Below are 23767 nucleotides of genomic sequence, written 5' to 3'. Positions count from 1 at the left end.
ATTGCGGCCCACAATGGATTAGGGGTGGGTGCAATGTCGACAATTGAGTTCAGTGACGAGCAAAAAGCGGGAATGGTGTCGCAATTGCAGCGGTATTTCGATGACGAATTAAGCATGGAATTGGGGCAATTCGACGCCGAGTTTTTGCTGGATTTTTTTGCTAGTAACATTGGTGGCCATTTTTATAATCGCGGTTTGTTCGACGCCCAAGTGGTGATGGATAGAAAGATGGATGACATCAAAGCCGCCATTGATGAAATTGAAATGCCGGTTTAGCCATTTTATGAATTTTCCAACATGAGCTCGCAGTTCAATGCGCAGTTTTATTTTTAGGTCTTATCGATGACCACCCCAAATCACGAGTTATGGATGAGTCGGGCATTGGTGCTGGCCGAGCGTGCTGGCGAGCAGGGCGAGGTGCCTGTGGGCGCCGTTGTAGTGCTTGATGATGAATTGATTGGTGAAGGGCACAATCAGCCATTGACCACTTGTGACCCAAGCGCCCACGCTGAGATTGTGGCGATACGAGATGCCGCGCGGCGTATAGGCAATTATCGGCTCAGTGGTGCTCGTCTTTACGTCACCATAGAGCCCTGCACCATGTGTGCGGGCGCGATCATTCATTCACGCATTGCGCAATTGGTGTTTGGCGCGACAGAGCCTCGTGCTGGGGTGGTGCAGAGTCAACGGCAAGCATTGGACGAGAGCTGGCTGAATCATCACACGAGCTGGCTCGGTGGCGTGATGGCCGATGAATGCGCGGCGCTAATGAAGAGTTTTTTCGCGGCAAGGCGCTAGACCTCTTAGTCGCTAGGCTTTGCTATAAGCTCATAAACAATAGGGGTGACCGCAGCGCTGCCGGTAAATATTCCTCAACGGTTTTGGGTGGTGGCTGTCGCACGCGGGCCATTTCCGACCAGCTGATGAGTGCGTGATAGTGCCTGACATTTTGCACGTAGAGCACGGGTTCATCGCCGCGAGCAAAGCCATATCGAAGCTTCGAATACCATTTTTCTTGCCGAAGTTTGGGCAGGTTTTCTTTAACGTGTGCCCATAAGTTTGGGTCGCCCCCCAGCTCTCTCGTTATTTGTCTCGCATCAAGCAGGTGCCCATAGCCCACGTTGTACGCTGCCAAGGCAAACCAGCTGCGGTCCGGTTCCAGAATGTCCTCGTGCAGGCGTTCTTTGAGTAGGTTCAAATACCGGGCTCCACCGCGCAGGCTTTGCCGCGCATCAATACGGTTGCTAACGCCCATTTCTTTGGCCGTCGCTCGGGTGAGCATCATCATGCCGCGAACACCTGTTGGTGGGGTACTAGGGTTTTTCCGTCCAAAAACGACAATAATCGCCGAAAGCCCCGCCATCCGGGGCCTCCAAGAGGGGATTGCTTTTTCTGAAGTCCATATTTACACCAATTTTGGTTAAGATTTGGCCTTTTTAGGCTAAACGTATGGCATATGAAGAACGTGTTCAAATCTTGTCCGATGCAGAACAAGACGATTTTTATGGGCCCCCAATTTTCACGTCCAACGATCAACGCTTCATTTTCGCTCTGAACGACAAGGAACTGGCTGTCGCTAATAAATTCCGAAATCGTGGGCAGCGCTACATGTTTATTGTGCTGCTGGGTTATTTTAAGGCTAAACCTGTAGTGCTGAATCCTGGATTTCATCAGATAAAACATGATCTAAAGCACGTCCACGAAACGGTACTGCCAGGACCCGGCTTCAGACCGTTCAATCTCTCGCAGAAAGAAAACGAGAGGATTTACAAGCGGATATTCGAACTCTGCGAATACCAGCGCTGGAGTTTTAAAGCCCATGGATCTGCTTTGGTAGCCCACCTAACGCAGCAGGCCAAAGCCTGGTCTGCTCCGAGGCACCTCTTCGACGCAGCGATTGAGTATTTATCAGGGCAGAAAATTGCGATCCCTGCCTACAGCACCCTGCAAAAGATCATCAGCCAGGTTGTTGGTCAGGAGCAAGATCGGCTGATTACCCACGTAGATCTCGAACTGCCTCAGGAGCTAAAAGACGCATTGGCTGCCCTCGTAAACGTAGACGGATCGCTAACGTTGCGACAGTTACGTCAATCTGCCCGTAACTTCACAGGAACTGAGCTGGAGAAGGAGCTGACCGTACATCGCCACATCCAGCACTGGATGTCGCAAGTGAATGCCATATTGAGTACGCTATCGTTGTCCCAGAAAAATCAGCAGCACTTTGCAGAACGGGTCGATTACTATGGGGCTAAACTGAAGCGGCAGTCTGTGGGAAATCAGAGGCTTTATCTCCTGTGCTATTTGCAGTTCCGCTGGCAGCAGGCGTTGGAACGCATAGCCGATGGTTTTGTTCATCATGTCCGACAGGCCAAGAATAAATCGAAGGCTTATGCGCAGGAAGTAGTTTATCAAGATTGGCAAAAAGCCGCTAAAAATGTCAGCAAGGCTGCGGAAGTTCTACATCTGTTCATTGATGATAGCATCGATCAACAGCAACCGTTTGGGGCGGTAAGACAGAAAGCGCTGAAGCTGCTTGCGGAGAAAGATCTGAAGTCTGTCTACCTGTTCCTGAATGAACAAAAGCGTTCCGTTGAGGAAGCTATGTGGCAATACTATGACCAGAGAGATAGCTTAAGGGAAGGGTTGCTTCGGCAGCTGTTTCTTTGCCTACGCTATGAAGCCAGCGCAGGCGCCCAACGCCTGGCAGCAGCACTGAATCACGCTCGGCTTGATCTTGCAGCACAAGGGGTCATCTCAAATGCAACGATAGACGCCCGGTTGCCCTCCAAGAAACAATTACCGTTCTTGCAGGACGAGGGTGGGACGTTTAACCCAGATCGCTACGAATGGTACCTGTATCTACAGATCCCCGATCGGTTGAATGGCCAGCTGACCTTGCCTGATGTCATTAAATACCGGGCCTTGGATGCAGATCTGGTGAGTCGAGAACGCTGGCGAAGAGAAAAGCACAATTTGCTGGAGCAAACTCAGCTACCAAAGTTGACCGCTGAACCGAGTAAGCTGATCGAGCGAACAGCCAATGATCTGGAGATCCGTTTGTATGAGGTCAGTGACTACCTGGAACAGGATGACAACCGGAACATTATCCTACGTAATCCGAAGGGTAAGCGCCTATGGCGGTTGCCGACGGGGAGTAAAAAGTACTTGGTCAACAACCCCTTCTTCCAGCAGATACCGACGACGGGCGTTGCCGATGTGCTGCGCATGGTGGACCGTGATACCGGCTTCATTGAGTGCTTTGAACATGTGCTGGGCGCTCAGTCCAAGAACCGAGCCCACGAATATGACCTTCTGGCGATTCTGGTGGGGAATGCAACGAACCAAGGCATCTACGGCATGGCTCAAATCTCCGATCGCACTTATGATCAGCTCAGTACCATCCAAGCGAATTACCTGCGACTGGAAACCCTGAATGCTGCCAACGACAACATCAACAATGCGACGGCCATGCTTCCAATCTTCAAGCATTACAATATCCAAGAGGATATTATCCACGCCAGTGCCGATGGTCAAAAGTTTGAGGCCCGGCGAGAGACCTTCAAAACCCGCTATTCATCGAAGTACTTTGGAACTCAGAAAGGCGTCTCGGCCATGAGCTTAATCGCTAACCATGCCGCTATTAACGCCAGGGTGATCGGAGCGAATGAACACGAATCCCATTACATCTTTGACTTGCTGATGAATAACAGCTCGGAAATCATTCCGGACGTGCTCTCTACGGATACCCACGGAGTTAATCACGTCAACTTCGCTCTGCTAGACTTGTTTGGATACAGCTTTGCACCGCGTTACGCGCAGGTTAGTCGCGTCATCAACGAGATGTTTGATGTAAAAGAAGACAAAGATCAGAGAATTCAGCTACGCCTGAAAAAAGCCATCAATACCAAACGTATCATGCAGCACTGGGACACCATCCAACGGATCGCAGTGTCACTCAAGGAGCGAAAAACGACACAGGCCACGCTGGTTCGTAAACTCTCCGGGTACAAGAAAAACCATCCCTTGCTGGAGGCCCTAACGGAGTACAACCGCTTGGTAAAAGCGAATTACTTGTTGAACTACATCGATGATGCCAGCCTGCGTAACTACGTTCAGCGAGCCCTTAATCGGGGGGAAGCTTACCACCAGCTGCGTCGAGCAATCAGCAACGTCAATGGGGATCAGTTCCGGGGCAGCTCTGATGAAGAAATCCAACTATGGAACGAATGCGCGCGCTTGGTCACCAACGCCATTATTTACTTCAATTCCAGCATACTCAGCCAGCTGCTGACGAGCTTCGAATATCAGAATGACGATAAGCGAATACAGATTGTCAAACAGGCTTCTCCAGTGGCTTGGTATAACATCAACTTGAAGGGTATCTATACCTTCGAAATGAGTGAAAAACTACCGGATCTGGAGGAACTGATGCGCACAATCGAGGGATATTTACCGGTTCGGGAAAAGTAATACCCCCTGGGAGGCCTCGGATGGCGGGGCTTTCAGCGATTCTTGTCGTTTTTGGACGGAAAATCCCTAGTACCCCAATATGCTGAAGGCGCTACTACGCCGACAGAAGCAATGGCTATACAACGTGACAAAAAATTGCCCTTAAAGGGTGAACTAGATCCGAACATCATAACGATTCCTCGTTTTATTGTTTCTTATTACACAAAATAACGATTTATAACTCTCTTATCCCTCTTAGAGGCCCATTTTGCATACAGGTTGTCCTGTCTTTATCTGTCATGTCAATCTTACCCCTAAGCGCACATTAATAAACTTGCCCTTGAAAATAAATGCGTCTCATGCAAACCTTCTGTGCATGAGTGCACAACAAAGAAATGCCACTGCCATCGATTGGAGTGACATCTATTTCGCCTACCAAGTAGCTCGTACTGGCACGCTTTCTGCCGCTGCGGCAGTACTGGATGTACATCATTCGACTGTACTTCGGCGCATTAATGCACTGGAACAGCGATTGAATTCCCGTTTATTTTATCGTCACCCGCGAGGCTACACCCCCACAGAAGCTGGAAAGCTATTGCTAGCAACAGCGAATCGAAGCCAGGACAACTTCAATCGCCTAATCGGACAGCTTATGAGCTCCGGCGAAGAACTGGCCGGTTCTATTATCATCACATCCGTTAATAGTGTATCGATGCATATAACACCGTTCTTTGGAAAATTTCAGCAAAAGTATCCGAATATACATCTAAACTATGGCAGCAATACTCAGATTGCGAAACTAGAATACGGCGAGGCACACATTAGCCTAAGGTATGGAGCAAAGCCAACTGAGCCCGACTACATCGTACAAAATTTGATTCAACTACCTGCTACACTTTATGCGTCAGCTAGCTATATTGAAAAGTATGGTCGAATGAAAAATGTATGCGATATTGTCGGCCACCGCTTTATATCCACGCTAAAAAATTATGAAAACATAAGGTTTATAGACTGGCTTCACAAAGCCATACCCGAAGGCCAAATCTGTTATCGAACCTCAGATTACAGCAGTATGCTAGCCGCTGTAACTGCAGGAATGGGCATTGCCCCTATTGAACGCTGGATAGACAATAGCCGCAAAGATTTGATCCCGTTGTTTGAATCACCTGAAGACTGGACGAACAACCTTTGGCTAACAACACACAGGGACGCTCACAACACCCCTAAGATACAAGCCTTCACGCAATTCCTAAAAGAGGAGCTTTCAAACATCAACCTGAGATAGTCTTAGAGTCGCTGCATTGCAAAATCTCAATTTGGAAATACAAACCTTTGCAGGCCTATAGGTGGCAAAGAAATTCTGAAATCCCCCACACATCAATCGAGAGCCGCAAACGAGAATTTCCCATCTTGATAGTTAGCTTTGTACATATTATATGGTGCACGACCCGATCTCCATATAAAATACACTAATTAAATCTTAAACGCCCGGGTATGCCCATTTATCCCAATGGGCCGACACCTCATCAAGCAAAGCTATCTCGGGCCACTACTGTCCCACAGTTTGGGATAAATAAGAAAGCCTGAATCCCTGTAAGCAATGGGATGGAATTCTACTCATCTTTTGAATGGCTGGCTAACAATCTCATTCTGGTACAGTGACGCCAAATTGCCGGAGGAGTCCACCCCATTGGTTACAATTTTTTATCCGACGAGATTCAGTGCGCCCGGTGACAAGGCCACTCCCTGATGCAATACCAATCGTCATAAATTACTGATGTTCATAGATATTATCGGGTCGGGCCGCATGCTTTGACTGATAGTCTTCACTCTCACTTGCGTGACTAAGGCACCACCCAATTAATCAGAAGTGCCTCAAATAAGGGCAAAGTTTCGCAGTACAAATAGGGTGAGGCTCGATGTTATGAGCGAGCCTAGGGTGGTCAACACAATGATATTGGCCGCCAGTGGGGCATTGCCGCCCATCGCTTTGGTCATCATGTAACTTGCAGCGGCGGTGGGGGAGGAGGCCATGAGTACGATGACACCGAGTTCAATTCCGCGAAAGCCACATGCCAATGCCATGCTAAGAAACAGCGACGGTACAAGCAGTAGTTTTGCTGCCGAGCTGAGCAGGGCATTGTGCTTATCGAGTCGCAGTGCTTTCAGATCCAAGCTGGCGCCAATACACAGCAGTGCCAGTGGCAATGTCATCTGAGCGAGATACTCGCCAGTGTGGAGGGCGAGACCGGGCAGCGGGATGGAGAAAATCGCGAACGGCAGCGCCAGCAGCACGCCTATAATAATAGGATTTTTCGCTATTTGTTTGAGATTGGAAGCACAGCTGGCACTCTTCTGTAACGAACGATTTAAAGTGATCACGGCGAGAATGTTAAATTGTATGGTCAGCAGTGCCATATATAGCGAACTGGCTTTCAATCCCTGGTCGCCAAATGCGTTGATGCAGTAGGCTAGGCCAACAATGCCCATGTTGGCCCGAAATCCGCCTTGTACAACGACGCCCCGGTTGACTTTTTCCTGAATCAATATCTTAGACAGGTACTCTAATAGTAAAAATACGATCAGGGTGACCCCCAGGCCGAACAGTATCAACTTTAAATTGCTCGACGAATCTGCCTGAGTTTTGGTAACGCTAATAAAAAGCAGTGCGGGTAGGGTTATGTTGAAAGTGAGCTTGGAACTGATATCAATAAAATTGTCATTAATTAATTGACATCGTCGCAGCCAGAATCCGAGCGCCATAACCACAAAGATGGGAAAGGTCACCGACAGGCTAAAATTCAGAGTGGCAAGGAAATTGGGCATCTAGGCTGGGATTAACCGCAGTGGTCAGGGGGGGCGCCCGAATTACCCGGACGACGTCACAACATCGTATTGCTGCTTTGGCTCAGTGTTTGCGCCTATGCGGCCTCGCGCTAAACAAAGCGCATGGACAGATCAACAGCTTTGCAATCCTTTGTAAGAGCACCTATGGAAATGTAATCAACACCGGCCTGCGCGATTGGCAGCAGGGTCTGGACGTTAATCCCTCCGGAGGCCTCTATCTTGGCCTGCTTTTTAGTTCTTTCTACTGCAGTGCGGATATCGTCAACGGTGAAGTTATCCAGCATGATAATGTCGGCCTTGGCTTTCAAAGCCTGTTCAAACTCATCCATGTTTTCAACCTCAACTTCTACCGGTTTACCTGGCTCCAGTTCTCTGGCAGCCTTGACGGTGGCTGCGATTGAGCCGCAGGCGTTGATATGATTTTCCTTGATCAGAAAGGCGTCATACAAGCCAATACGGTGGTTGAAGCAGCCCCCGGCGGTCACCGCATATTTCTCAGCGATACGTAGACCGGGGAGGGTCTTTCGAGTGTCGAGTAGTTTCACATCTGTTGATGACACCAGTCCGGCATAGTGTCTGCAAACGGTGGCAACGCCAGAGAGGGTCTGCAAGAAGTTGAGAGCAGTGCGTTCACCACTCAGCAATGCCCTAGCATTCCCTTCTAGCTCAACAAGACATTGGTCTTTGGATACTTGTTGTCCTTCCTCGACTTGCCAGGTGATTTTTACAGTGGGATCCAATCGACGGAAGACTTCGTTGACCCAGGGAGTACCGCAAAATGTCGCTACCTGGCGTGAGTAAATTTTTGAGCGAGCGACGGTGGCCTGAGGAATAAGCTTGGCGGAGATATCGCCAGTGCCAATATCTTCGGCGAGCGCGGCGTCTACATTTTGCTTTATGGCTGCATTAAGAACGTCGGGGTTAATCATGAGCTGGCTTTGCCTCATTAAAAAAAGCCGGCCCATGAAGAGCCGGAGCATAAGCGCTGGGTGGAATTTGGTGAACTCAATACTAGCAGAGGATAACCCCGCGAATCGGGAAATATTCCTGCGGCCAGGCCCTTACCATTGCTGGAGCTTTTTGTTCTCGCGCTCTTGAGGATCGGACCAGTCGGCTTCTTTGGGGATGATACCCTGCCAGGAGGGAATAATCTCGTCAGGCCCATTACGATAGACGGATTTTTCGAAATCCTTACCTTCTTCCTGGAATTTTCCCAGCTGGGCCATCATATAGCGGCGGAATTCGACAACTGCGGCATCGCCTGCGCCCAAGGTATCCTCGGAGCGGTTGGCGATGGGCCCCATGGTGACCCACATGGCCATGTCTTGGTTAGGAATACCGGTGATGCCGGTAAAGCTGCCTTCTTTCATTTCCTCCCGATTTTGGAGGAACCAATTACTCTGGTTGCGCTTTGACACCCAGTTTTCATCCAGGTGCTCGCCGGGCACGGCCCCCAGGAAGGCGCGCCATTTGTCCTCATCCATGGCTTTTTCTCCCCACCCAATGAAGTGGAACGCGGTGTGGGTGTCGTCCATCGGCACATTGACGTTCGCGACATTGTATGACGCATTGGGTGGAATCAATACCGTCATCGGGGACACGAAGACCGAAGTCCGCACATAGCTATGGGTGTCCGCCTTTTTGATAGGCCGTCTGATGGCCGCGTAGTGAAAGCCATAGTCTGTGGACTTGCAGCGCATAGTCGGGTTTTTGTCCGTCGAGGGCCGGTACCAGGCGTTGTCATCGGCCTCGGCTTGAACCACACGGGAGGGAACCATGTCACTGGAGTGGAGGCTGGAGCTGTGGGAGCTGTCGATAGCGCCTTCCAGGATCTGTGCCCAGTTACAGGGGATGACGATCTTGGCTATGCTGACTTTAGTATCGGCTGTGGGGGCCCAGGCTGGTGGGATAAACTCGGGTACGTTTTCCGCGTCGCCAAGGAAGACCCAAACCATGCCTGCCCATTCTTTGACCGGCAGAGAGCGGTGTTTGACCTTTTCTCTCAGTGGACTTTCCGGCGGCTCGGAAGGCATGTCTACGACATTGCCGTGGCGGTCCATCTTCCAGCCGTGATAAAGACAGCGCAGACCGCATTCTTCGTTGCGACCGAGTACCAATGAGGCGCGGCGGTGAGGACAAAGCTCGTCCATTACACCGACATCGCCGTTGCTGTCGCGAAAGGCGACGAAGCTTTCGCCCAGTAGCTTTACTTGAATGGGCTTGCTATCGGCTTCTGCGATTTCTTCAGATAGACAGGCGGGCATCCAGTAATGGCGCATGATTTGGCCCATCGGGGCATCGCCCTCGACTCTACATAATAAATCGTTCTCGGCAGGTGTAAGCATTTCGCCTCCTTGTTTTCGACAAGCGTGTGCATCTGGCTTTGGGGGTTGTTATACTTGCCAATATACTTCTATAAAGATGTATATTCAATAGTTTTAATTTTGATGGCTTGGAAACCGGAAGAAGCTGGTCTTGAACAGGCGCTAGTTAAGAGATGTCAGGAGTGGGCTATGTTTGGCGGTGGCCCCATTGTTGCAATTAACTTCTATATAGAATAATATTTTATAGAAAATTGCTTCTATGCGAATATGTTTGGTTTGTCGTTAGTGTTGGTAGGTTGCGTGTGATATGAGTGCAAAAGAGCCCAGTTTAGATGTTGTTATAAAGAAAAAGAGCGAAGTTGCGACCAATATAGTGCTCTTTGAACTATGTTCAGCCGATGGTGGTGTATTGCCACCGTGTGAACTGGGCTCCCACATTGCGGTTGAAACACCATCGGGTGCTAATCGCTGGTACTCCGTCTGTGAGGTGTCGGAGGATAATCGCTCCTATTACATCGCTGTTAAGCGAGAGGACGAAGGGCGGGGCGGTTCGATCAGCATGCTGGATCACGCCGAAGAAGGGTCATTGCTGCGGATCAGCGAACCAGAGTGCGAGTTTGAATTTGTGGATGCGCCGGGGTATCTAATGATCGCTGGGGGGATTGGTATCACCCCCATTTATGCGATGTGGAAGCATTTGGTGAAAATGAATCACCCTCATTTCAAGCTGGTGTACTTGAGTCGGTCTCCGGCCGATGCGCCGTTTCTTGAAGAGCTCTCACAGGATAAATACAAAGATCACGTGCTAATCCACCACAGTGCTGAGGCGGGAAAGCGTTACGATTTTTGGGACCTTCTGGAAAAGCCGACAGCGCAGCATATTTATTGTTGTGGCCCCAAGTCACTGATGACCGAAATCAAGGATATGACCGGCCACTGGCCTCAGTCCCGCCTGCACTTCGAGGATTTCAAACCGGTTGAGGCCGTACGCAAGGATGACAAGCCTTTTCGGGTCCGGGTAGCGGGAGCTGATACAGTGGTTGAGGTTAGTGAGTCCGAGACCATGCTGGATGCGCTTAGGAAGCAGGGCATTAAAATTCACAGTTCGTGTGAAAGCGGAACCTGCGGTTCCTGCAAGGTAACCGTTGTGGAAGGCTTGGTCGATCACAGGGACTTAGTACTGGAAGAAAGTGAAATGAAAACCCATATGATGGCCTGTGTGTCGCGGGCCGAGGGCGACGAAGTCACGATCGATATTCAGGATGCTGGTGTTGATTTATGAGTGAGGCGGCGCCGATCAAACCTGTCAAGCTCGGTGTGGTAGGGCTGGGCCGCGGCTTTATGCTGACATTGCCGGCGCTTCTTGATGACGACCGGGTTGAGCTGGCCGGGGCGGCCACCGGCAGTCAAGCGAAGCAACAGGCGTTTGAACAGCAGTTCGGATATCAAGCTGTTGGCACCACAGAGGAGTTGAACGCCGATCCCGACATCGAGGCGGTCTACATTGCCACCCCTCATGAAATGCACCGCGACAATGTAATTGAGGCCTTGGCCGCTGGTAAACATGTTCTGGTTGAAAAACCGATGACGATCCGCACCAGCGATGCGGCGGCGATTGTCGAGGCGGTGGCCAAGTATGGCAAACAGGTGATCGTCGGCCCCAGCCACAGCTTCGATAAGCCTATAGTCGAGGCCGGCAAGCTGATTGCCAGTGGCCGATACGGGCCGGTGGGGATGATTCACGCCACTTACTACACGGACTTCGTGTTTCGTCCGCGTCGCCCGGAGGAACTGGACGCTGCCCACGGCGGCGGCGTGGTGTTCAACCAGGGAGCCCACCATGCCGATATTCTGCAGACCCTGGCAGGGGCGCGGCCAACCAGCGTGTATGGTTGTGTGGGCAACCTGGATGCCCGGCGGCCCTGTGACGGTGCCTACAGTGCGCTGCTGGAATTTGAAAATGGTTGTATTGGTTCAATGACCTATAGCGGTTACGCTCATTATGACACTGATTCGGAGCTCGACTGGGTAGGCGAGCTAGGTGTGGCCAAAACACCCGAGGTGTATGCTGCGGCCCGACAGCGCCTGCTGCAGGTGGAAGATGAAGTGGAAGCCAAAAAGAATCGCGGTTTTGGCGACGGCAGCAGTAGCGGTGCCTGTCCGGTATTTCACGAGCACTTCGGCAAGATTGTGATTAGCTGCGAGAAAGCCGACCTGCGGCCGACTGCGAAAGGCATACACATTTACAGCGATGATGGCCACGAATTTCTCCCGATGCCGCTGACTGGTTCACCCAGGGAGGGGGTGGTCGCCGAGCTCTACGCCGTGGTACGTCACGGTGTTCCGCCGGTGCACAGTGCGAGGCGGGGCTATATTAATGTGGCCCTCTGCGAAGGGATTTACGAATCGTTTCTGCTTCGGCAGCGGGTGGACATTACCCCGCCTTGGTAATTGCACGCCGGTAAGTACGCGTTGGGAAAACATCTATTGGCAAAATAATGGAGGGGATACCCTGTCCCCCGATTTGAACTAACAGACATCACCTTGTAACCGGGTGATCCCATGGAGAAACCTATGTCAAACCTGTCCCTCTCTGTTGCCATTGGCAACTACGACCGTAACCGTGCTCTGATCGATGGTGACGTTCAGATCGACGGCGTGAATCCGGTGTTTATGAAACTGTCGCCGGAAGAGATCTTCTTCCGCGCCTTTCGTCACCGGGAGTTTGATATCTGCGAGCTGTCGTTCAGCAGCTACACCCTGAGCGTTAGCCGGGGCACGAATGAATACATTGCCATTCCGGCGTTTTTATCCCGTGCCTTCCGTCATAGCTGCATTTACATCCGCAACGACAAGGGCATCAACAGCCCGGCAGACCTGAAGGGCAAGAAGATCGGTGTGGCCGAATACCAGCTGACCGCCAATGTGTGGGCGCGTGCCCTTTTGGAAGACGAATATGGCGTATCGCCCTCAGACATCACATGGGTCCGCGGCGGCATGGAAGTGGCAGATCGCCCCGAAAAAGTTAAGTTGACCCTGCCTGAGGGAGTAGTTATGCAGCCCGCACCTGCAGGGCGGACGCTAAATTCGCTTTTGGAAGAAGGTGAAATTGACGGCTTCATTGGTCCCCGGACCCTTTCATGTTTCGATAACGGCCATCCCAATGTGGTGCGCCTGTTTGCCGACTCTAGAACGGCGGGAATGAATTACTACCAAAAGACCGGTATCTTTCCAATCATGCACGTTGTGGGTGTACGCCGTTCGCTGGTGGAGCAGCATAACTGGTTGCCAATGGCTTTGCTGAAGGCCTTTGATCACTCCAAGGCGGCGGCGTTGACGGCCTTGTCTGATACGTCAGCTACCAAGGTGACATTGCCGTTTGTGGAAGAGCAGATAGAAGATGCCAAAAAACTGCTAGGCGATGATTACTTCTCTTACGGTTACAAGAATAACCTAGAGACATTAGACACCTTCCTAGATCATCACTACCGACAGGGTTTGTCTGAGCGACGGGTGAAGCCGGAGGAACTGTTCTGGCCTGCAACTATGGAAGGCTACAGTATTTAATTACCGTTAAAACATCCCCTTCAAGGGGCATTGCCTTGGGGAGGGATATCTGACACGAGCATTTCTGCATAGCCAATGAGAGCCGTTCCCGCAGTGCATATTAGCTCACCAGAAATGGCGCCGAGGCTCGGGGTTTCACCTCGATTTCGTCACTGGGCGTTTACAGGCCAATTTCGATGCCCTCGCCGGTCGAGTCCTAGGACTAGTTGAATTGCAATTGATAAAAATACGGGATGAAAGACGTAAAAAACTGGTAAATATACACCTAGCCTATCATGCGCATATTTACTTCGACGAAAACAACCGAGGTATTGCAAAGTGGCTTGGCGAGCGAACTGCCGCACTCTTTGCCTTGCCGGTAGGCCGATTACACGAAAAAATGGTTGGTCCGCACCCCTGTTGGAGTTATCAGGTCAGTTTTGAGGCTAAGGATTTTGAAACGTATTTGTTATGGCTGGACGAGCACCGTCGAGGGCTGACGGTGTTAGTACACTGACTAAGTGGCGATGTGACGAAAGATCACAACGATTATGCTTATTGGTTGGGTGAAGAGGTGTCGCTGAACCTCGATGTTTTTTTCAGACAGATGGCGGGGCTAGGTTGGTGCCTTCTAGTCGAGCTCAGCTCAAGGAATTAGTTTACAGAGGGGTATTTTTCCTTGCCAGCGGCTCAAGTCCGGCGTAAGAGTGACACAACTCTTCTACCTGGTTAAAAAATGACAGCGACGAGCGCCTGAACGTGGCCTGGGCGTCCTTATGTAACTCCCAAATTGCCTGCCTCTTTACCCGGCTCTCCCAATTCTATAAAACCCGGCAGCATAGGTCGGTCGCCCGTCGACGGTTGCCGGCACGTTTGAGTCAGAGCGCTTCGTTCCCAAAGTGACAAAAGTCTCTGCAAGGACTCTTGAGGAAAGTGATCAATAGTAACCATCCGGTGAACACACCTTTCGCTGCCGCCTTGGGATCAAGATGATGGTGTCCACCTATTTTTAAGTGGACACCTAATATGGATACTCAAGGATTACTCCCGCCACCGGTTAAGCGGCAACGTCGCCGACACTCTCTGGAATTTAAGCAGCAGGTGCTGGCCGCTTGTGCTGAGCCAGACGCCTCCATCGCGGCAGTGGCGCAACGGTTTAATATCAATGCCAATCTGATCCACAAATGGCGCCGTGCTACAGAGACGATGCACTCATCCGAGAAGAGCGATTTTGTTAAAGTGGCGTTACCAAGACCCGTTGTCTCAACGTCCCCACAAGTGCTCAAGCTGGAACTGACCTGCGCCCACGGCCCAGTTGTCATTCACTGGCCAATGGATCAGTTAAACGCGCTGGCCGATTGGCTTCGCGAATCATGATCCGCATTGACGAGATCTGGTTGGCACGGGAACCCCTGGATATGCGCGCTGGGCCAGATACGACGCTGGCGCGTGTGGTTCAACGCTTTGGCGAGGCCCGTCCTCACTGCGCCTATCTGTTTGCCAACAAGCGTGCTAACCGGATGAAGGTACTAGTTCATGACGGCTTCGGTCTGTGGCTGGCGGCCCGACGTCTGCATCGCGGCAAGTTTATCTGGAGCAGCCTGCGCGAAGGGAGCGCTGTCGTATTGGATGAGGAGCAGTTCCAAGCCTTGGTCACCGGCTTGCCCTGGCAGCGAGCCGGTGGCGCAGCCACCATCTCGGTGTTGTAAATCTTGTTTATTATGCTGCTCTGGCGCAGCATATTTCCCACTCCCAGTCCATTTGCAGAATCGTCATCGCAGGCCGCGCCATGTTCTGGCAAAGTCGGGGCATGACTCAGCCTCAACCTGCCGACCTTCAGAACCTGACTCCCGACCAGCTTCGAGAGATGGTGCTGCAGTTGCGAGGTACGGTTGCACAGCGTGATGCGTCTATCCAGAAGCTGGAAACCCACAACGACAAACTCACTCACGAGTTGGCCCAGCTGCGCCGTCACCGCTTCGGCAAGCGCAGTGAGGGGATGGATAAACAGCAGCTGGCCTTGCTGGATGCACTGGTGGATGAAGACATCGCCGCCATTGAAGCGGAGTTGGAAACCCTCTCTCCGAAGGCCACTGAACAGCGTGAGCGCAAACGGGCCAAGCGTCAGCCCCTGCCCAAGGATTTACCCCGCACCGATATTTACCATGAGCCGGAGAACACAAGCTGTTCCTGTGGCTGCGCCCTGACCCGGATCGGTGAAGATATCAGTGAGAAGCTGGATTATCAGCCCGGCACCTTCAGTGTCGAACGTCATATCCGAGGCAAGTGGTGCTGTCGCGACTGCGATAGCCTGATACAGGCACCGGTCGCGCCCCACATCATCGATAAGGGCATCCCCACCACCAACCTGCTGGCTCAGGTACTGATCAGCAAGTACGCTGACCACCTACCACTGCATCGGCAGGAACAGCAGTTTGCCCGGGCCGGTGTCGTTATCCCGCGCTCCACGCTCGCGGGCTGGGTGGGCCGTTGTGGTGTGGAGCTGCAACCCCTGATTGATGCTTTGCGAGACACCTTGCTCAAGGAAGCTGTACTGCATGCCGATGAAACCCCGGTGTTGATGCTGGCGCCGGGGAAGAAGCGCACCCACAAGGCTTATGTCTGGGCCTATGCCTCAACGCGGTACTCCGCCATCCAGGGTGTGGTCTATGACTTCCAGCCCGGCCGTGCAGGTCAGGCGGCCAGAGACTTCCTGGCGGATTGGCGAGGTAAACTGGTCTGTGACGACTATGGTGGTTACAAAGAGGGCTTTGCCAATGGTATTACCGAGCTTGGCTGCTGGGCTCATGCAAGGCGCAAGTTCCATGATCTGCATGTCGCCAATAAGAGCCAGATAGCTGAGCAGGCGCTCGGCTATATTAAAGACCTGTATCGGATTGAGCGGGACCTAGCTGAGCTGACCCCGGAAGAACGGCAACAACAGCGGCAGAAAAAATCAAAGCCCATCATCGACCAATTACACCACTGGTTGATTGCCAGACGACAGCAGGTGCCTGATGGCAGCGGCACGGCCAGAGCCATCGACTACAGCTTAAAACGCTGGGAGGCCTTAGTCCGTTATCTCGATGATGGCGCTGTCCCCATCGACAACAACTGGGTAGAGAACCAATTCCGGCCTTGGGCGCTCGGTCGCTCAAACTGGCTATTTGCGGGCTCGCTACGCAGTGGTCAGCGGGCGGCAAATATCATGACCTTGATCCAGTCCGCTAAGATCAATGGCCTGGAGCCACAAGCTTACCTAAAAGGCGTGATTGAAAGGCTGCCAACGCAGAAAGCATCGAAGATCGCAGAGCTACTGCCACACAACTGGACAGTCCAGTCGGCCGTGAGTGGATAAAAAATAGCAGGAAGGCCGGCCATCATGGCCATACCCACCTTCCTTAGTGTCCTCTCTCCCTGAGAGTGCCTCCCTGCAACGGGCACGTCCTGTGCCTGCTAACAAATATAGACCTACGGCTCAATTATGCAAACTCGAGTACTGTCAGCATACTAAGCGTCGACTAATCAACTGGGGATCACCGGGCGGTTACGATTGGCTGAGTCATGACCCTGGCGCTTATTTAGAGGGCGCACATATGAGAAGATTGTAGAACTGCGGGCTTTCAATGCCTTTCCCTTCCGGGTTTTTCGGTCCAGTTATGTCATCGGTTCATCATAGTTGGTCGCGGAAGCTCTCTTTTGATTGACAACTCGGCATCATTGCTATAAAACCTTTTCTGATCAATATGTTACCGCTCGTTAGCCGGGTTTTGATTGAGTCCTTGCTCCTTGCCATTTCATCTCAGCGTGGGGTACACTCGCTACTAGAGCCTGTTATATTGAGTGTGGTAGTGGGGCGCTACAACTCTGCTGCACTCGGTGGAATTAATACCAACCCGAGAGAATTTCCCTGCGCAAAATGGCTTCAAATTTAAAAAAAGGCTCACCTAAAACGCGACGTCGAACCCAAGAAGAGCGTCGTGCAGAAACATCCGCCAAACTTCTCAAGGCAACAATCGACCTCCTTCTAGAAAAGGGTTTCTCTAAGTTTCGTATTGCCGACGCCGCAGCGAAAGCCAAGGTATCGCGTGGAGGGCAAACTCACCACTTCGCCACAAAAAATGAGCTGATTGAAGCTGCCATCGAAAGGCTGTTTGAAAGCGAAATTGGACAGGCTGAAGTTGATGCAGCGAATACTGCTGATGGTGATCTCATAGATCATTCCGCACAGCACGCCAGGGACTTTTTTTCCAGCAAGCTCTACCGAGTTAGTCTCAATATGCTGATATCCGTTGGTAGGTCTGATCACTTGGTCGATGGTGTCCGTGATATTGCCGCTCGTAGTCGGGGGCCTATCGAAGAAGTGTGGGTGGATAGATTCATACGGTCTGGGGTGAGCAAGAAAAAAGCCGAAGAAATACTAGTGTTGCTATGGAGTGTGCAACGTGGCTTTGTGGTAGAGCACTTAATTGAGTCTAACGGTCGGGGCGGGCACGGTCGCGAATTGGATTTTACGGTTAGCCTCTTGAGCGATTACCTCCATGACGAACGAAATGACTTCACGGTATGCGAAGACAATAGTTCGAGCCCTGTGGGAATTGAAAATTGAATAGCATGAAATCGCTTGATGGAGCCTTAAAGCATAACCAAATGAGGCGTAGCGCTTCGACAAAAGATAAAATTCTAGATGCTACCTATGATATTTTACGGGACGTAGGGCATGCGGGTCTGAGGTCCGCTAATGTGTGTGATGTCTCAGGAGTCTCACGAGGCGGGCTGTTGCATCACTACCCCACCAAGGAAATATTAGTAGCGGCTGTCTATGCGCGTATTGTCACCCGACTAGAGGAAGCAAGTCGGCAGAAGATTGAAGAGGCAGATGAAGCGAATTTGTTATCTGCAATAGTCGAAGATGCCCAATCGAGGTTTTTAGCTGATTCTTACAAAGTGTTGTTGGATATTCTAATTGCCTCCGCGGACGAAAAACCGTTGGCCGATGTGCGGAAGGCGCTTGCTAAGGGTTTTCAGCCCCCTGTAGTCGAGGCGTGGGCGCAGCGGCTAGCTGGCACTGGGGTGGCCGTGGACGCTGCGGAGGAAATCACCTTATTCCTCTGGAATATGGTTAAAGGCCTTGCCGTTCGCGGGTTAGTCCAAAGGGAGGATGCTCTGAACGAAAAGGTTATCTCTCTAGGACTTGAGCTTGCTAACAAGCGGTACATTAATGCTAGAGAAAAATCCTGAGTAGTAGCCGTTGCCGGTAAGTAACTCTCACCATCGTACGGTTTCCATGTCTATAGCCACTTGCTCAATCATGTGGATTGTATAATTATTCGACTTTTTTGCAACGTGTGACATTAGGTATAAACGATATGGGAGAAATGCTTTGATATCGATTCCTCCCGAGACAAGTCTCGGGTATCAAGTAAGGATTACTCACCGTGCGTTTGATCGTTTGCTGTCGGCGCGCTTGGCTACTTGTGGACTAAAGTCTGGCTATTGGTACTATCTGCGTGTGCTTTGGCTGCAGGAGGGGTTGACCCAGAAGGAGTTGGGCGATGCCATCAATGTAAAGGAAAATACCACGGTGGCGATGATCCTTGGTATGGAAAAAGATGGCCTGGTGACACGAGAGCGTGATGAAATGGATCGTCGAAAAATGTGTATTTATCTGACCCCGAAGGCTCGTAAGCTTGAAAAAGAGCTGCTACCCATCGCGTTGGACATCAACCAGACTGCCACTAAAGGTATTTCAAAACGGGATCTTGATAAGTGTCTTGCCGTGTTGCGCAAGGTGAACGAAAACTTGCAGAACGTCGATTTTTAAAGGCCCAAATATCATTGCGCTTGTGAATTTCTATCCGCTATTTTTCAGTAGCTCAAGAAAACGGCGTTGTAGGCGGGTCGGTTTCCAGTGCTTTCTTAGCGTTATGCCAATATTGCGATGCGTTCCGGCCAACGGCTTAGGGCTGACTGCCAGTATTCCCATTTGCACTTCGAGCGCCACTTGCCGCGCCGGTAACAAAGCAACGCGATCGCTTTCTAGCAGCAGGCTCCTAATTGCCACCAGCGAACTACATTCAATAACGTGCTCGGGTGGAGCAAAACCCTGATCGGCAAAAAAACGGCTGAACGTTTCACGAGCGGGGGTATTGCGGCGTGGGGCGATCCAATCGAGAGCTCTCAGTTCCCCGGCATTGCGGGGGCGGCGGCTAGTGAGTGCATGGCCGGGGCGTACCACGATGTGAAGGGGGTCGCGGAACAGCAGTTTTTGTTCAATGTCTGGACTAGGTGTCGGTTCGCGAAGAGCGCCAACAATGACGTCCAATTGACCATGGAGCAGGCTGTACAGCTGCTCTTCATAAGGGCCATCGATAATGCTTACGCTGGCGGAGGGATACTCCCGCAGTAACTGGGTAACAGCGTGAGGTACCAGTTGCGCTCGCGCCAGGGGGAGGCTGCCGACCCGGACGCGTCCAGCCCTTAGTCCTTGTAGCTCGCCAACTTCTTCCCGTCCCTGTTCAATCTCTGCAAAAAACAGGCTTGCATAGCGGGCCATCTGTCGGGCCTGCCAGCTGGGTTCCACACCTGCCGGCGAGCGACGGAAAAGCGTCTGCTTACAGGCGGATTCGAGTTCCTTTACTGCACGGTGGACTGTGGGTTGTGTCAGCCTTAGTAAGCTGGCTGCCAAGGAGTAACTACCTTGCTCGACGACGCTGATCAAGGCTCTCAATTGTGTCGAGGTCAAGCGACGGTAAAGCGGTTGGGCGCCTCGACTAGCGCGTAATCCGGAAGCTTGGTCGATGGCCTCGAGCCAGTTTATCGCTCGCTCGGCCCGGTGCAGAAATACACTACCAGACTCCGTGGCGTACAAGCCCGTTGCGGAACGGGTAAAAAGCGTCACGCCAAGGTCGTGCTCAAGTTTTGCGAGCCCCTGAGTGATGGCGGACTGGGACAAATGTACCTGCTCGGTGGCGCGGCTGATGCTGCCCAGGCGCCACACAGCCAGCGCGGCGTTAAGGTGGCGTAGGTTGGGCAAAGGGGTGGGGGAGCCTGTTTGAGCCATACTTGCATTATCGCCAAATAGGTCGCTCATTATAGAAAAAACTTATATCCAGGTACAGCTTTCGATCATCCCCGAGCCAAAGGCTTGCTTCATAATGAGTTTAAAAAATCATTAAGGCAAGAGGAGAAGCGATGAATATTTTCGTAATCGACATCGCATGAGTTCCGGCGGCCTGACGGATTCTTAGGATACCGGTATTTGGCTATCTGGCAGTCACTTCTTTGATGGTCTGGGATTTTCGAGAATTTACTCTATGATCAAAATAACAGGTTTAAAAACGCCTCATAAATCTCCGGTTACCCGCGCCTATAGAATACATTCGGGAGCATTGAGGCGCTTTGTTTCGCGTATTTTAGGTGGCCACCAGGATGTAGACGATATTTTGCAGGAAGCGTTTTATCGGGCTTATGCGGCGGAAAAGGGTAAACCGATAGCGCAGCCCAAGCCCTATCTTTTTCGCACCGCAAAGCATCTTGCCCTAAACCATTTAAAAAGGGAATCAATCCGGCCAACCGATTATCTGGGTGAAGAAGGGGGTATTGAAAGCCTGGGAAATAGTCACACATTGGAAGATGAAGTCATGGCGCAGCAGAGGATTGAAGTTCACTGCGCGGCAGTTGCCACCCTGCCAGCCCAGTGCCGCAAAATCTATTTGATGTGCAAGGTCTATGGTCTAAGCTATAAGGAGATAGCCCAAGAGCTAGAAATAACAGTTAGTACTGTTGAAAGCCATCTCGAGAAAGCTTTTTCCCGCTGTCAACGCTATGTTGAAATGCACTTGGAGAATGAACATAAAGCTCGAAGTAGCGAGCCAGCTATTCCGGGAAAAGGTGTATGAGAAAAGTCACTCCTATTAATTCCCGCGACGCCATTCGGGCCGAGGCCCGGCATTGGGTTATCATATTTAACAAAGAGGCAGGCCCTTCACAGGAAGATATAGAACGCTTGCGTTCATGGGCAAGTCAAAGTGCCGCGCATCGGGAAGAGCTGGAGAAGGCGACAAAATTTTGGTCCGATGCGAATAGCTTGTCGATTCTGGCCGTCTCCGTAACGACGCGCTCTCGGAGTAAGCCCTTTTTTCGAAAATATCTCTCATACCTATTGAAAACGCCGGTTCAATATCGCTTTTCTGCTACGGTGTTCATTCTCCTGGCGGGACTAATAGTGGCCTTGTGGCCGTGGCTAATCTCGCCCAAACAGGTAAACGACAACGGCATATACAACACCCTGGTTGGTGAGCAAAAAACAGTGGTGTTGTCCGATAATACCATAATACGTATGGATACCGACACCAAGCTCAGAGTGAGGTATACCGATAGGGAGAGACGAATTGACCTGGTTGATGGTCAAGCTCATTTCGACGTCGCAAAAAACAAACAAAGGCCGTTTGATGTATATACCACTTACGGACTGGTGCGCGCTGTAGGCACGGCCTTTTCAGTCTCATTACTCAGTCGCCAGGATATAAAAGTGATTGTCGACGAGGGCAAGGTGGAGCTCGCTAAGCTCAGTCCTGTGCCCCCAACGGTCGAGAAAGCGGCTAATGAAAATATAAAGTCTGATGCTATAACGGTTAGTCCCGCCGTGCCGGTGCAAGCGGCTACCTTTGTGTCGTTAGAAAAGGGGCAGGCCGCGTCTTTTGATTCCCAGGTATACACTGTCAGGGACCTGCCAGAGGAGGAATTAACCCGTCAGCTTGCCTGGAGCCAGGGGCTATTGGTTTTCGACAATGAACCTCTAAAAGACGTCATTGCTGAGGTGGGGCGTTATACGGATGTTAGGATAGAAATCATAGACTCGGCCCTGGCTGACCTGGAGGTGGGGGGGCGCTTCAGGGTTGGCAGGCTGGATGCGTTGCTTGAGGCTCTCGTCGTGGGGTTCGGTGTCGAGGTACGGCGCGTTAACGAAAAGCATATTCACCTCAGTTCAAGGTCCCACGGCATTGAATAAAACGTAGACTGGCTTGCCGGTTTCCTGGTTGGTGGCTGATACATGTGACTGGGGTAATGGAGTGTTTACAGTAAGCCCGTTTTTAAAGCCCTAAAATGTTGATACGCAGTAGGGGGAATGCGGTTTCTCGTTGTTATAGCTAGTACAGAGCTACCGTAAACCAGCTATTGATTGTTTCTTATTGTTGGTCGATGTGCATTGAAAAAAATAGTAAAAGCACTGTTGCTCGGATTAAATCTGCTGGCCCTGACCGCATTGAGTCTCTCCTCTCATGCGAGCGAAACAGGGAGTTATCAGCTGGACTTGCCAGCGCAAAGCTGTGCCGAGTCGTTAACCAGATTGTCTGAGATAGCGGATGTGATGCTGCTTTTTCCCGCAAAAATCGCCGAAAACATCAGGGCAAACCCGGTAAAAGGGCGTTACACACTAGTTGAAGCGCTCGACATCATGCTCGATGGCACAGGCTTGGTCGGTAGCTTTTCTGATAAAAACGTTTTGATGATCTCAGTAGATGAGTCAAAAGCAGTGAATAAGGAAAAGGCTATGAATACCAAGAAAAGTTTGCTATCCGCTATTGTCGGGGTTTTAGTTGGCAGTGGTCATCATGTTGCTGCGCAAGATACAGAGGAAGGGTCAAGTTACGATTCAAGAGTGCTGGAGGAGGTGGTTGTCACGGCCAGGAAACGGGCTGAAAGCGCTATGTCGATTCCAGAGTCGATCTCTGCATTTAGCAGTTCGCGCTTGGAGAGAAACGGTATTGATGGTTTGACTGATGTTGGCAATCTGGTGCCGAACATGTTCATGAGTGTCCGGGCGGATGGCTTTCCCAATGTTTCGATTCGCGGGCTAGGTGCCTTCGGCAACACTCAGGGCGTTGGATTCTATGTCGACGATGTTCAGGTCTTTTCGGGTATTAGTTCACGGGTAGGTGATATTGATCGTATAGAAGTCCTAAAAGGGCCTCAGGGCATTCTATACGGCGGCTCAAATATTGGGGGCGCGGTAAAGTTTGTCAGTAAGCGTCCGGTTCCCGAAGAGATTCATGGGCGTGCCAAGACTAAAATCGGCACCGATGATTATTATGATGCTGAATTCGCCCTCAATGGAGGGTGTAAATGATTCTGTGTAACCGCCGGGGTTATACGAAGTCGCTGATGCGATCCTCGAACTCGATCATAAACCGGTTCAGCGCAGCCTTCCAATTTCGGATAGGCATTGTCCATTTTTTCGATGCGTCCATGATCGCGAGATAGACCACCTTCCGCGCTGAATCATCAGTCGGAAACAGCTTCCGTTTCTTGATGGCTTTCCGGATCACGCTGTTCAGGGACTCGATGGCGTTGGTGGTGTAGATCGCCTTGCGGATGTCCTCGGGGTAGCGGAACAGGGTATTCAGGTTCGGCCAGTGACTGCGCCAGGAACGGCCAATATGCGGGTATTTCTCACCCCAGCAGGCCTCGAACTCTTCCAACGCCTGCAGGGCCTCTTCTTCGGTGGCTGACTGGTAAATGCGCTTGAGGTCAGCGGTCACAGTTTTGTAATCCTTCCACGGCACATACTTCATCGAGTTGCGCACCATGTGGACAAT

General features: G+C 51.3%; 23 protein-coding genes. 17 read left to right on the top strand and 6 right to left on the bottom strand.

The window, feature by feature from the left end; all coding sequences use genetic code 11:
- The first annotated feature begins 33 nt into the window (after positions 1-33).
- Both AC222A_RS13440 and tadA read left to right on the top strand, forming a co-directional pair.
- Positions 34-276, top strand: a complete 243-nt coding sequence (locus tag AC222A_RS13440) for a DUF2164 domain-containing protein (RefSeq protein ID WP_372748956.1) — start codon at positions 34-36, stop codon at positions 274-276.
- 66 nt (positions 277-342) lie between these two features.
- Positions 343-798, top strand: a complete 456-nt coding sequence (tadA, locus tag AC222A_RS13435; protein WP_372748955.1) for a tRNA adenosine(34) deaminase TadA — start codon at positions 343-345, stop codon at positions 796-798.
- Positions 799-820: 22 nt separating this feature from the next.
- On the opposite strand, the gene AC222A_RS13430 is transcribed toward tadA, so the two are convergent.
- Positions 821-1363 carry a transglycosylase SLT domain-containing protein gene (locus AC222A_RS13430; protein ID WP_372748954.1) on the bottom strand — a complete coding sequence of 181 codons (543 nt, stop codon included), beginning with the start codon at positions 1361-1363 and terminating at the stop codon, positions 821-823.
- 86 nt (positions 1364-1449) lie between these two features.
- Between AC222A_RS13430 and AC222A_RS13425 the strand changes: the two genes are divergently transcribed.
- Complete coding sequence (locus tag AC222A_RS13425; RefSeq protein ID WP_008250937.1) at positions 1450-4470, top strand: Tn3 family transposase; 3021 nt, start codon at positions 1450-1452, stop codon at positions 4468-4470.
- A gap of 355 nt (positions 4471-4825) precedes the next feature.
- Positions 4826-5734, top strand: a complete 909-nt coding sequence (locus AC222A_RS13420) for a LysR family transcriptional regulator (protein WP_286855177.1) — start codon at positions 4826-4828, stop codon at positions 5732-5734.
- 590 nt (positions 5735-6324) lie between these two features.
- Here the strand turns inward: AC222A_RS13420 and AC222A_RS13415 are convergent.
- From AC222A_RS13415 to AC222A_RS13405, 3 genes are all read right to left on the bottom strand, one after another.
- Entirely contained in the window at positions 6325-7275 is a 951-nt protein-coding gene (locus tag AC222A_RS13415; protein WP_286855178.1) for an AEC family transporter, read from the bottom strand.
- Positions 7276-7385: 110 nt separating this feature from the next.
- A complete protein-coding gene (gene nadC / locus AC222A_RS13410; RefSeq protein ID WP_286855179.1) occupies positions 7386-8225 on the bottom strand; it encodes a carboxylating nicotinate-nucleotide diphosphorylase in 840 nt (279 codons plus the stop codon).
- 132 nt (positions 8226-8357) lie between these two features.
- Complete coding sequence (locus tag AC222A_RS13405) at positions 8358-9641, bottom strand: Rieske 2Fe-2S domain-containing protein (protein WP_372747170.1); 1284 nt, start codon at positions 9639-9641, stop codon at positions 8358-8360.
- Between the two features lie 286 nt (positions 9642-9927).
- On the opposite strand from AC222A_RS13405, the gene AC222A_RS13400 reads away from it, so the two are divergent.
- The 10 genes from AC222A_RS13400 to AC222A_RS13355 all read left to right on the top strand — a co-directional run bounded on the left by AC222A_RS13400 (position 9928) and on the right by AC222A_RS13355 (position 18990).
- The gene (locus AC222A_RS13400) at positions 9928-10902 is read left to right on the top strand and encodes a PDR/VanB family oxidoreductase (RefSeq protein ID WP_372747169.1); all 975 of its coding nucleotides are present in this window, start codon (positions 9928-9930) and stop codon (positions 10900-10902) included.
- Positions 10899-12071: a Gfo/Idh/MocA family protein gene (locus AC222A_RS13395; RefSeq protein WP_372747168.1), complete on the top strand. Its 1173-nt coding sequence runs from the start codon at positions 10899-10901 to the stop codon at positions 12069-12071. The genes AC222A_RS13400 and AC222A_RS13395 overlap by 4 nt, the downstream gene beginning before the upstream one ends.
- A gap of 123 nt (positions 12072-12194) precedes the next feature.
- The gene (locus AC222A_RS13390; RefSeq protein ID WP_372747167.1) at positions 12195-13187 is read left to right on the top strand and encodes an ABC transporter substrate-binding protein; all 993 of its coding nucleotides are present in this window, start codon (positions 12195-12197) and stop codon (positions 13185-13187) included.
- A gap of 211 nt (positions 13188-13398) precedes the next feature.
- Positions 13399-13683: a DOPA 4,5-dioxygenase family protein gene (locus AC222A_RS13385; RefSeq protein ID WP_372747166.1), complete on the top strand. Its 285-nt coding sequence runs from the start codon at positions 13399-13401 to the stop codon at positions 13681-13683.
- 509 nt (positions 13684-14192) lie between these two features.
- Positions 14193-14543, top strand: coding sequence for a transposase (locus AC222A_RS13380; protein WP_372747165.1), 351 nt, complete (start codon positions 14193-14195; stop codon positions 14541-14543).
- A complete protein-coding gene (tnpB, locus tag AC222A_RS13375; protein WP_372747164.1) occupies positions 14540-14875 on the top strand; it encodes an IS66 family insertion sequence element accessory protein TnpB in 336 nt (111 codons plus the stop codon). Before AC222A_RS13380 ends, tnpB begins: the two co-directional genes overlap by 4 nt.
- 101 nt (positions 14876-14976) lie before the next feature.
- Complete coding sequence (tnpC, locus tag AC222A_RS13370; RefSeq protein ID WP_372747163.1) at positions 14977-16524, top strand: IS66 family transposase; 1548 nt, start codon at positions 14977-14979, stop codon at positions 16522-16524.
- Positions 16525-17085: 561 nt separating this feature from the next.
- On the top strand, positions 17086-17775 hold the full coding sequence (locus AC222A_RS13365; RefSeq protein WP_372747162.1) for a TetR/AcrR family transcriptional regulator: 690 nt from the start codon (positions 17086-17088) through the stop codon (positions 17773-17775).
- A 5-nt stretch (positions 17776-17780) separates the two neighbouring features.
- Entirely contained in the window at positions 17781-18407 is a 627-nt protein-coding gene (locus tag AC222A_RS13360; RefSeq protein ID WP_372747161.1) for a TetR/AcrR family transcriptional regulator, read from the top strand.
- 142 nt (positions 18408-18549) lie between these two features.
- Positions 18550-18990 (top strand): MarR family winged helix-turn-helix transcriptional regulator, encoded by a 441-nt coding sequence (locus AC222A_RS13355; protein WP_372747160.1) that lies wholly within the window; start codon positions 18550-18552, stop codon positions 18988-18990.
- 30 nt (positions 18991-19020) lie between these two features.
- On the opposite strand, the gene AC222A_RS13350 is transcribed toward AC222A_RS13355, so the two are convergent.
- Positions 19021-20259: a LysR family transcriptional regulator gene (locus AC222A_RS13350; protein ID WP_486775098.1), complete on the bottom strand. Its 1239-nt coding sequence runs from the start codon at positions 20257-20259 to the stop codon at positions 19021-19023.
- 223 nt (positions 20260-20482) lie between these two features.
- On the opposite strand from AC222A_RS13350, the gene AC222A_RS13345 reads away from it, so the two are divergent.
- The 3 genes from AC222A_RS13345 (at position 20483) to AC222A_RS13335 (ending at position 23298) form a co-directional block, all read left to right on the top strand.
- Positions 20483-21067: an RNA polymerase sigma factor gene (locus tag AC222A_RS13345; protein ID WP_372747158.1), complete on the top strand. Its 585-nt coding sequence runs from the start codon at positions 20483-20485 to the stop codon at positions 21065-21067.
- On the top strand, positions 21064-22179 hold the full coding sequence (locus tag AC222A_RS13340) for a FecR family protein (RefSeq protein ID WP_372747157.1): 1116 nt from the start codon (positions 21064-21066) through the stop codon (positions 22177-22179). Before AC222A_RS13345 ends, AC222A_RS13340 begins: the two co-directional genes overlap by 4 nt.
- Positions 22180-22377: 198 nt before the next feature.
- The gene (locus AC222A_RS13335; protein WP_372747156.1) at positions 22378-23298 is read left to right on the top strand and encodes a TonB-dependent receptor plug domain-containing protein; all 921 of its coding nucleotides are present in this window, start codon (positions 22378-22380) and stop codon (positions 23296-23298) included.
- Between the two features lie 19 nt (positions 23299-23317).
- Here AC222A_RS13335 and AC222A_RS13330 read toward each other — a convergent pair.
- Positions 23318-23767, bottom strand: a 450-nt coding sequence (locus tag AC222A_RS13330) for a transposase (RefSeq protein ID WP_486775097.1), incomplete at its 5' end; no start/stop codon positions are given.

The organism is Litorivivens sp. (assembly GCF_057445395.1).
This window is presented reverse-complemented; position numbering and strand designations above follow the sequence as displayed.

Coding starts and splice junctions, on each gene's coding strand:
- AC222A_RS13380 (WP_372747165.1), top strand. CDS start 14,193: ATGGATACTCAAGGATTACTCCCGCCACCGGTTAAGCGGCAACGTCGC.
- AC222A_RS13365 (WP_372747162.1), top strand. CDS start 17,086: ATGGCTTCAAATTTAAAAAAAGGCTCACCTAAAACGCGACGTCGAACC.
- AC222A_RS13360 (WP_372747161.1), top strand. CDS start 17,781: ATGAAATCGCTTGATGGAGCCTTAAAGCATAACCAAATGAGGCGTAGC.
- AC222A_RS13430 (WP_372748954.1), bottom strand. CDS start 1,363: ATGGCGGGGCTTTCGGCGATTATTGTCGTTTTTGGACGGAAAAACCCT.
- tnpC (WP_372747163.1), top strand. CDS start 14,977: ATGACTCAGCCTCAACCTGCCGACCTTCAGAACCTGACTCCCGACCAG.
- AC222A_RS13400 (WP_372747169.1), top strand. CDS start 9,928: ATGAGTGCAAAAGAGCCCAGTTTAGATGTTGTTATAAAGAAAAAGAGC.
- AC222A_RS13425 (WP_008250937.1), top strand. CDS start 1,450: ATGGCATATGAAGAACGTGTTCAAATCTTGTCCGATGCAGAACAAGAC.
- AC222A_RS13405 (WP_372747170.1), bottom strand. CDS start 9,641: ATGCTTACACCTGCCGAGAACGATTTATTATGTAGAGTCGAGGGCGAT.
- tnpB (WP_372747164.1), top strand. CDS start 14,540: ATGATCCGCATTGACGAGATCTGGTTGGCACGGGAACCCCTGGATATG.
- AC222A_RS13440 (WP_372748956.1), top strand. CDS start 34: ATGTCGACAATTGAGTTCAGTGACGAGCAAAAAGCGGGAATGGTGTCG.
- AC222A_RS13395 (WP_372747168.1), top strand. CDS start 10,899: ATGAGTGAGGCGGCGCCGATCAAACCTGTCAAGCTCGGTGTGGTAGGG.
- AC222A_RS13415 (WP_286855178.1), bottom strand. CDS start 7,275: ATGCCCAATTTCCTTGCCACTCTGAATTTTAGCCTGTCGGTGACCTTT.
- AC222A_RS13340 (WP_372747157.1), top strand. CDS start 21,064: ATGAGAAAAGTCACTCCTATTAATTCCCGCGACGCCATTCGGGCCGAG.
- AC222A_RS13345 (WP_372747158.1), top strand. CDS start 20,483: ATGATCAAAATAACAGGTTTAAAAACGCCTCATAAATCTCCGGTTACC.
- nadC (WP_286855179.1), bottom strand. CDS start 8,225: ATGATTAACCCCGACGTTCTTAATGCAGCCATAAAGCAAAATGTAGAC.
- AC222A_RS13350 (WP_486775098.1), bottom strand. CDS start 20,259: ATGAGCGACCTATTTGGCGATAATGCAAGTATGGCTCAAACAGGCTCC.
- AC222A_RS13420 (WP_286855177.1), top strand. CDS start 4,826: ATGAGTGCACAACAAAGAAATGCCACTGCCATCGATTGGAGTGACATC.
- tadA (WP_372748955.1), top strand. CDS start 343: ATGACCACCCCAAATCACGAGTTATGGATGAGTCGGGCATTGGTGCTG.
- AC222A_RS13390 (WP_372747167.1), top strand. CDS start 12,195: ATGTCAAACCTGTCCCTCTCTGTTGCCATTGGCAACTACGACCGTAAC.